A 7,189-nucleotide genomic window follows, 5' to 3' on the forward strand; every position below is an offset into this window, starting at 1 on the left:
CCTCCTCGGGGGTGGGATCGGTGGGCTCCCCGCTCGCGTCGGGGGCCGTGTCGGTTCCGGTGTCGGGATCGCCCTCCTCCGTCCCGTCGGCGGACCCGCCGTTGGGGGTGTCCCCCTCGGGCACGGCCGGCGGGGAGTCCGGGTCGGGATCGGGGCGCGGCACGGGCTCCGGTTCGGGCTCCGGTTCGGGCTCCGGCGCGGCTTCGGGCACGCCGAGGACGCCGCCGTCGGGACGGAGGAAGACCGGGGGCCCGCCGGGCACCAGGCCCAGTTCCCGGGCCCGCTCGGCCAGGGCGTCGGGGGCGGAGAAGGCGTCCACCTCGGCTTGGAGCGCCTGTTGTTCGTCGGTCAGTTCCGAGGTCTCCCGCCGCAGTTCGCTCAGCTCGAACGAGCCCTGGTTGAGCGCGGCGTTCAGCAGGAGCAGGGCGAGCATGCCGGCGCCCAGCAGAGCGACGATCAGCAGCACGAAGGGGGTGCGGGCGGCCGAGGACGAACCGGTGGGCACCAGCCCCGCCAGCCTCGCGAGACGTTGTTGCGCGGTCATCCCGGTGGTTCCTCCTCGGCGTCGCCGGTGTGCCGCGTGGGCCCGGCGCATCCGGTGTGTCCGGTGTGTTCCGTGGGGGCCCGGCTCCCGCCCGTCCCCGTCAGCGGGCCGGGCGGATCCGTTCCGCGGCCCGCAGCCGGGCCGGGGCGGCCCGACGGTTGGCCGCGGTCTCCTCCTCGTCGGGGAGCTCGGCTCCGCGGGTGAGCAACCGCAGCCGGGGCCGGTACTCCTCGGGCACGACGGGCAGCCCCCGGGGCGCGGTGGACCTCGCCCCCTCCGCCAGGACCCGTTTGACCAACCGGTCCTCCAGCGAGTGGTAGGACATCACGACGATCCGGCCGCCCACCCGCAGCGTCTCCACGGCCGCGGGGACCGCCCGCTCCAGCACCTCCAGCTCGCCGTTGACCTCGATCCGCAGCGCCTGGAAGGTGCGTTTGGCGGGGTTGCCCCCGGTGCGCATCGCCGCCTGCGGCAGGGCCCCGCGGATCAACTCGACCAGCCGGGCGCTGGATGTCAGCGGTGTCGTGGCGCGCTCGCGCACCACCGCCTCCACGATGCGGCGGGCGTTGCGCTCCTCGCCGTAGCTCCGCAGGATCCGGACCAGATCGCCGGGCGGATAGGTGTTGAGCACATCGGCCGCGCTCGGCCCCCGGCTGCGGTCCATCCGCATGTCCAGCGGGGCGTCCCGGGCGTAGGCGAAGCCCCGCTCCGGTTCGTCCAGCTGCATCGAGGAGACGCCCAGGTCGAACAGGATGCCCGCCGGGGCGGGGGCGTCGAGCCGCTCCAGCACCTCCGGCAGCCGGTCGTAGACGGCGTGCGCCGCCCGGAAGCGGTCCCCGAACCGTGCCAGCCGCTCCGAGGCCAGGGCCAGGGCGTCCGGGTCACGGTCCAGTCCGATCAACCGCAGATCGGGGTGGGCGGAGAGCAGGGCCTCGGCGTGTCCGCCCAGACCGAGCGTGCAGTCCACCGCCACCGCGCCGGGCTCCCCGAGCGCGGGGGCGAGCAGTTCCAGGCAACGCCGGAGCATCACGGGACGGTGTCGTTCGGCCGTCGGCCGCTCGTTGCTCGGGGACATGGGCCTTCCGATGGGACGCCCGTCACGACGGCGGGCGGGTGGTCGGCGGCGCGCGCGGGCCCACTCGTCGGCCCCCGATCCGCCGCGCCCCGTCTGCGGTGCCGGGGCGCCGCCAACCCTAGTCCACCGCCCCGTGCCGGACCGCGCACCCACCGGCTCCCCCGGCGGGTCGCGGTACCCGCCGCTTCCCCGCCGACCGGTCGGCGGGACGGATCCACCGCCCGACCGGCGCGTTCCGGGTGTGAGGCGCGTCACCCGGGCTCCGCGCCGGGTGGTCAACCGACCGCCGCGGAGCCCGTTTCCGGACCCGCGCGTGCTCCTTTGCCCCCGTCTCACGGGGTGGTGCCTCCACCCGGGTGACCCGCCCGCGTATTACGGTCGAACCATGACGGAGAAGGTCACGCACCACCCGAACGACATCGACCGCGCTACCGGGGACAATGTCACCGACGATCTGGTGGCGGCCAACCGCGTCTACGCGCAGGACTTCCGCGACCCCGGCATGGACGCCCGTCCCGTGCGGCGGGTGGCGATCGTCGCCTGCATGGACGCCCGGTTGGACCTGCACGCCGCGCTCGGCCTGGACCTGGGCGACTGCCACACCATCCGCAACGCCGGGGGTGTGGTCACGGACGACATCATCCGCTCGTTGACGATCAGCCAGCGTGCGCTGGGAACCCGCTCGGTGGTGCTCATCCACCACACCGGGTGCGGCCTGCTGAACCTCACCGAGGACTTCCGGCACGAGCTGGAGATGGAGGTGGGGCAGCGCCCGAGTTGGGCCGTGGAGTGCTTCAAGGACCTCGACCAGGACGTGCGGCAGTCCATGGTGCGGGTTCGCACCTCCCCCTTCCTCCTGCACACCGACGATGTGCGCGGATTCGTCTTCGACGTCACCACGGGCCTGCTGCGGGAGGTCGATCCGCCGGCCGTCCCGTGACGTGACGGAGCGAATGTGTGAAGAATGCCTCCCGGAGGGCATGCGCCCGGTACCCCACACGGGTGCCGGGCGTTTCGAGAGGCATCCGGCGCGGTCGGACCGCATGGGCCGGGGCGAGGCAGGCGAGGAGGGTCGGTGACGACCTATGACGACCATCCGGGGCACCCGGCGGCGGGACGGCGAACCGAGCACCAAGGGCACCGGTTTCCCGGCGAGGGGGAACCCCGGGATGTCACCGGGGGGTCGGGAAGCCCCGGCGACCCGCCCGATCCGAAGGAACTGAGCGCGACGGCCGAGCGGATCCGGTTGTCGATGGAGAAGGTCATCGAGGGCAAGCCGGAGGTGGTCCGACTCACCCTGGTCGTCCTCCTCGCCGAGGGACACCTGCTGTTGGAGGACGTCCCCGGCGTGGGCAAGACCGTCCTGGCCAAGGCGCTGGCCCGCTCCGTCGACTGCTCGGTGAGCCGCATCCAGTTCACCCCCGACCTGCTTCCCTCCGACATCACCGGGGTGAGCATCTTCGACCAACGGCAGCGGGACTTCGAGTTCAAGCCCGGCGCCGTCTTCGCGCAGATCGTCATCGGCGACGAGATCAACCGCGCCTCGCCCAAAACCCAGTCGGCGCTGCTGGAGGCGATGGAGGAACGACAGGTCACCGCCGACGGGACGACCAGGGCGCTGCCCGAACCGTTCATGGTCATCGCCACCCAGAACCCGGTGGAGATGGAGGGCACCTACCCGCTGCCGGAGGCGCAACGGGACCGCTTCATGGTCCGTGCCTCGGTCGGTTACCCGGACCCCGACTCCGAGTGGCGGATGCTGCACGCCCGCGCCGGCGAGGGCCCCCTGGCGGAGCTGCGACCGACCGCGGGGGCCGGCGAGATCCTGGAGTTGATCCGGGCGGTTCGGGGGATCCACGTCTCCGAGGCCGTGGGCCGGTACGCCGTCCAACTGGTCGGCGCCACCCGGGACCACCCCCACCTGCGGCTGGGCGCCTCCCCCCGGGCCACCATCCACCTGCTGCGCGCCGCCAGGGCGGCCGCCGCCCTGGCCGGGCGCGACTTCGTCCTCCCCGACGACGTGCAGGACCTCGCCGTGCCCGTCCTCGCCCACCGGTTGATGCCCACCACCCGCTCCCAACTCGGCCGGCAGGGTGTGGAGCAGTTGATGGCGGAACTGGTACGGCACACCCCGGTGCCCGAGCCGCCCCGGCCGCAGGGGCGTCGACCGTTGAGGCCCAGCGAACACCTGCCGCCCACCGGCTCCGGACGGGTGCGGGGCCTGTGACGCGGAACCGCGGGAACGGGGGACGCGGCTCGCTGCGGACGGCGTTCTCCGGTCTGACCACCCGCGGCCGGTCCTTCCTGGCCGCGGGGCTCGCGGCGACCGCATGCGCCCACCTGTTGGGCCAGTCCGAACTGCTGCGGGTGGGGGCACTGCTGGCCGTGCTGCCGGTGCTCTCCGTGCTGGTGCTGCACCTGGGGCGCAGTCGGGTGGCCGCCTCCCGGGGGCTGACCCCGGAACGGGTCGTGGCCGGTGAGGAGTCCCGGGTGCACCTGCGGGTGGAGAACACCGGACGCGGCGCGCGCACCGGCGTGTTGCTGTTGGAGGACCGGGTGCCCCACGTGTTGGGACCCCGGCCCAGGTTCGTGCTGGACCGCGTCGAACCCGGCGGGCACCGGGAGGTCTCCTACCGGGTGCGCTCCGACCTTCGCGGCGAGTACCCCCTGGGACCCCTGCAACTGCGCCTGACCGACCCCTTCGGGATGGTCGAGCTGAACCGCTCCTTCTCGGCCCGGGACGTGATGACGGTGCTGCCGCCGACCGAGACACTGCCCGACGTGGTCCCGGGGGGCACCGGTGGTGGGGCGGGCACACCCGTGCGCACCACCGCCGCGTTCGCCGGGGACGACGACGTCATACCGCGCGGCTACCGCCACGGGGACGACCTGCGCCGGGTCCACTGGCGGGCCACGGCCCGCCACGGGACGCTGATGGTGCGCCGCGAGGAGCAACCGCACCGCGAGCGGTGCACGGTCCTGTTGGACACCCGCGACTCCGCCTGGGAGGGGTCCGGCCCCGGCTCACCCTTCGAGACCGCGGTGGGAGACGCCGCGTCGGTGGTCGCCCACCTGCTGGAGCGCGGGTGGTCGGTGCGACTGATCACCGACACCGGACTGGAACTGCCCGGACCCGGCACGCGCCCCGCGGAGGGCACCGCGGGCACCGGAGCGCTGATCATGGACGCCCTCGCCCGCGTCGACCACTCCGAACACCCCGACTTCGCCGAGCTGGCCGGCGTGTCGGCGCCGCCCGGGGACGGCCTGCTGATCGCCGTCCTCGGCGCGGTCCGCGTCGGACACCACCACGACCTGGAACGCCTGCGGACCCGCCACTCCTTCGCCGTGGCCTTCGTGGCCGCCGGTCAACGGGAGGAGATGGTGGAGCGTCGGCAGCACCGCGAACTGCGCGAGGCCGGCTGGACGGTGGTGCCCCGGCAGCCCGGAACGCCGCTGGCCGAGGACTGGTCGCGGGCCGCGGCCCCACCGACGGCCACCGACGGCTGAGCGCCGGCGACGGAAACGCCGCCGGACCCGGGACCATGGACCGGGGCACCCCGCCGGCCCGTCGCCCGGGCCGATCGGCTCCCTTCGGGGAAGCCGACGACGGGACACGAGCGAGTACACGAACGACGGTTCCCGGTGAAGCGGCCCCGTGCGGCGTCACCGGTCGGAAGGGGACTCGGATGGCAGCGTCGAGCCGGATGGCGATCGCGGCGTGGGTCGCGACCCTGGCGTCCTCCGCCGCGCTGCTGCCCCTCATCCTGGGCACCGGTTGGTTGTTCACCACCGCGCTGCTGTTGGCGGTGCAGACGGGCGCCGGCATGGCGGCGCGTCGCCTCGGTTTCGGCGGCCCCGCCGTCGTCCTGTGCCAACTCGCCGTCACGCTCCCGGCCCTGACCGCCGTGACCGTCCCCGACCATGCCGTGCTGGGGATATTCCCCGGCCCCGAGGCGCTGGAGCGGCTCGGCACCCTCTTCGCCACCGGCGGCGGGGACATCGGTCACTACACGGCGCCCGCTCCGCTCACCGAGGGCATCCGACTGATCCTGCTGACCGGTGTGCTCCTCATCGGCCTGTTGGTGGACCTGCTGGCGGTGACCCTGCGCTCGGCCGCCGCCGCGGGGCTGCCGCTGCTGGCGCTGTACTCCGTGGCCTCCGGGGTGGCCCGTGACGGCGGGGACATCGGCCACTTCCTGGTGGCCGCCGCCGGTTTCCTGGTGCTGCTGCTCACCGAGAGCCGGGACCGGGTGAGCCGCTGGGGCCGCTTCTTCGGGACGCGTGGCACCGGCACCGGTGAGACCGGGCGCCCGCCCCGCCCCGGGGCCGGGCGGCGGATCGGTGCGATGACCCTGGGCGCCGCCGTGGCACTGCCGCTGCTGCTGCCCGCCCCGGGGCCCGGTCTGCTGGACCCGGCCCGGCCCGCCGGCGGGACCGGCGGCAGGGAGGACTTCGGCTCGGTCAACCCCGTGGTGGCCCTGCAGGACCAGCTCAACCGCCCCCGGAACCGCACCGTACTGCGGTACGAGACGACCTCCGGGCGCAACGCCGACATGTACCTGCGGCTGGTGGCGCTGGACGCCTTCGACGGCGATCGCTGGACCTCCTCCGTCGAGCCGGACCCGGAGGTGCCGCCCGCGCCCTGGCCGGTGGAAGGACTCGCCCCGGGCGTGCGGGCCGAGCCCGTGTCCACCCGGATCACCACCGAACCCGGCTACTCCCAGTCCTCGCTGCCGGTGCCCGTGCCGCCGACCCGGGTGGATGCCGAGGGGTACTGGGCCCACGATCCGCAGTCCGCGACCCTGGTCTCCGCCCGCCGGGGCCAGACCTCGGCGAACATGACCTACGGGGTCGAGCACTGGGACCTCTCCCCCACCTCCGAGCAGCTCTCCGCCGCCCCGCCGACCGCCGACGAGGAGTTGTGGCGGCGGTACACCGCCCTGCCCGACAACCTGCCGGATGTGGTGCGGGAGGCGGCCGCGACCGTCACGGCCGACGCCGCCAACGACTACGAGCGGGCGCTGGCCCTGCAGAACTGGTTCACCCGGGACGGTGGTTTCCGCTACAACACCCGGGTGGACTCGGGGACCGGCAGCGAGGCGATCGCCGCTTTCCTCGAGGCCAGGGAGGGCTTCTGCGTGCATTTCGCCTTCACCATGGCGGCGATGAGCCGCTCCCTGGACATCCCCAGTCGGGTGGCGGTGGGCTTCACCCCCGGCACCCGGGGGGCCGACGGAAGCCACTCGGTGGGGCTGCACAACGCCCATGCCTGGCCCGAGCTGTACTTCGAGGGGGTGGGCTGGACCCGGTTCGAGCCCACCCCCGGCCAGGGCAGCGCCCCCGAGTACACCCGGCCGGAACGGGAGACGGGCGCCGATCGCTCGGACGCGGACCGCGAGGCCCCGGACCGCGCCGAACCGGGGGAGGATCCGACCCGTACCGAGGGATCGGGATCAAAACCGCGTGACCCGGGGTGTTCCTCCTCGCCGGCCCCGCCGTGCCGTGGCGCCGGGCCCGTGCGCCGTGGCGCCGTTCAGGGACGGACGAAGGGGGGAAGGCGCCGCGGGCGC

The 7,189-nt window shown here is 74.3% G+C and carries 6 protein-coding genes; 4 read left to right on the forward strand and 2 right to left on the reverse strand.

The annotated features are described in order from the left end of the window. Together FNQ90_RS07725 and rsmH are read right to left on the reverse strand one after the other, a co-directional pair. Positions 1 to 544: FtsB family cell division protein (locus FNQ90_RS07725; RefSeq protein WP_182605680.1), on the reverse strand; the 544-nt coding region annotated here is incomplete at its 3' end. Between the two features lie 100 nt (positions 545 to 644). After that, positions 645 to 1,619 (reverse strand): 16S rRNA (cytosine(1402)-N(4))-methyltransferase RsmH, encoded by a 975-nt coding sequence (rsmH, locus tag FNQ90_RS07730; protein WP_182605682.1) that lies wholly within the window; start codon positions 1,617 to 1,619, stop codon positions 645 to 647. A gap of 385 nt (positions 1,620 to 2,004) precedes the next feature. Here rsmH and FNQ90_RS07735 point away from each other — a divergent pair, with 385 nt between their 5' ends. From FNQ90_RS07735 to FNQ90_RS07750, 4 genes are all read left to right on the forward strand, one after another. Then, positions 2,005 to 2,559 carry a beta-class carbonic anhydrase gene (locus tag FNQ90_RS07735; RefSeq protein WP_143619499.1) on the forward strand — a complete coding sequence of 185 codons (555 nt, stop codon included), beginning with the start codon at positions 2,005 to 2,007 and terminating at the stop codon, positions 2,557 to 2,559. A gap of 279 nt (positions 2,560 to 2,838) precedes the next feature. Continuing rightward, positions 2,839 to 3,846 carry an AAA family ATPase gene (locus FNQ90_RS07740; RefSeq protein ID WP_228470951.1) on the forward strand — a complete coding sequence of 336 codons (1,008 nt, stop codon included), beginning with the start codon at positions 2,839 to 2,841 and terminating at the stop codon, positions 3,844 to 3,846. After that, the gene (locus FNQ90_RS07745) at positions 3,843 to 5,126 is read left to right on the forward strand and encodes a DUF58 domain-containing protein (protein ID WP_182605684.1); all 1,284 of its coding nucleotides are present in this window, start codon (positions 3,843 to 3,845) and stop codon (positions 5,124 to 5,126) included. The genes FNQ90_RS07740 and FNQ90_RS07745 overlap by 4 nt, the downstream gene beginning before the upstream one ends. A 179-nt stretch (positions 5,127 to 5,305) precedes the next feature. Further along, the coding region (locus FNQ90_RS07750; RefSeq protein ID WP_182605686.1) for a transglutaminase family protein at positions 5,306 to 7,189 on the forward strand (1,884 nt) is incomplete at its 3' end.

It is taken from the genome of Streptomyces alkaliphilus (genome assembly GCF_014141535.1).
Lineage (GTDB): Bacteria > Actinomycetota > Actinomycetes > Streptomycetales > Streptomycetaceae > Streptomyces > Streptomyces alkaliphilus.

Excerpts from the sequence above, each read along its gene's own strand:
- rsmH (WP_182605682.1), bottom strand. The coding sequence starts at position 1,619 with ATGTCCCCGAGCAACGAGCGGCCGACGGCCGAACGACACCGTCCCGTG.
- FNQ90_RS07735 (WP_143619499.1), top strand. The coding sequence starts at position 2,005 with ATGACGGAGAAGGTCACGCACCACCCGAACGACATCGACCGCGCTACC.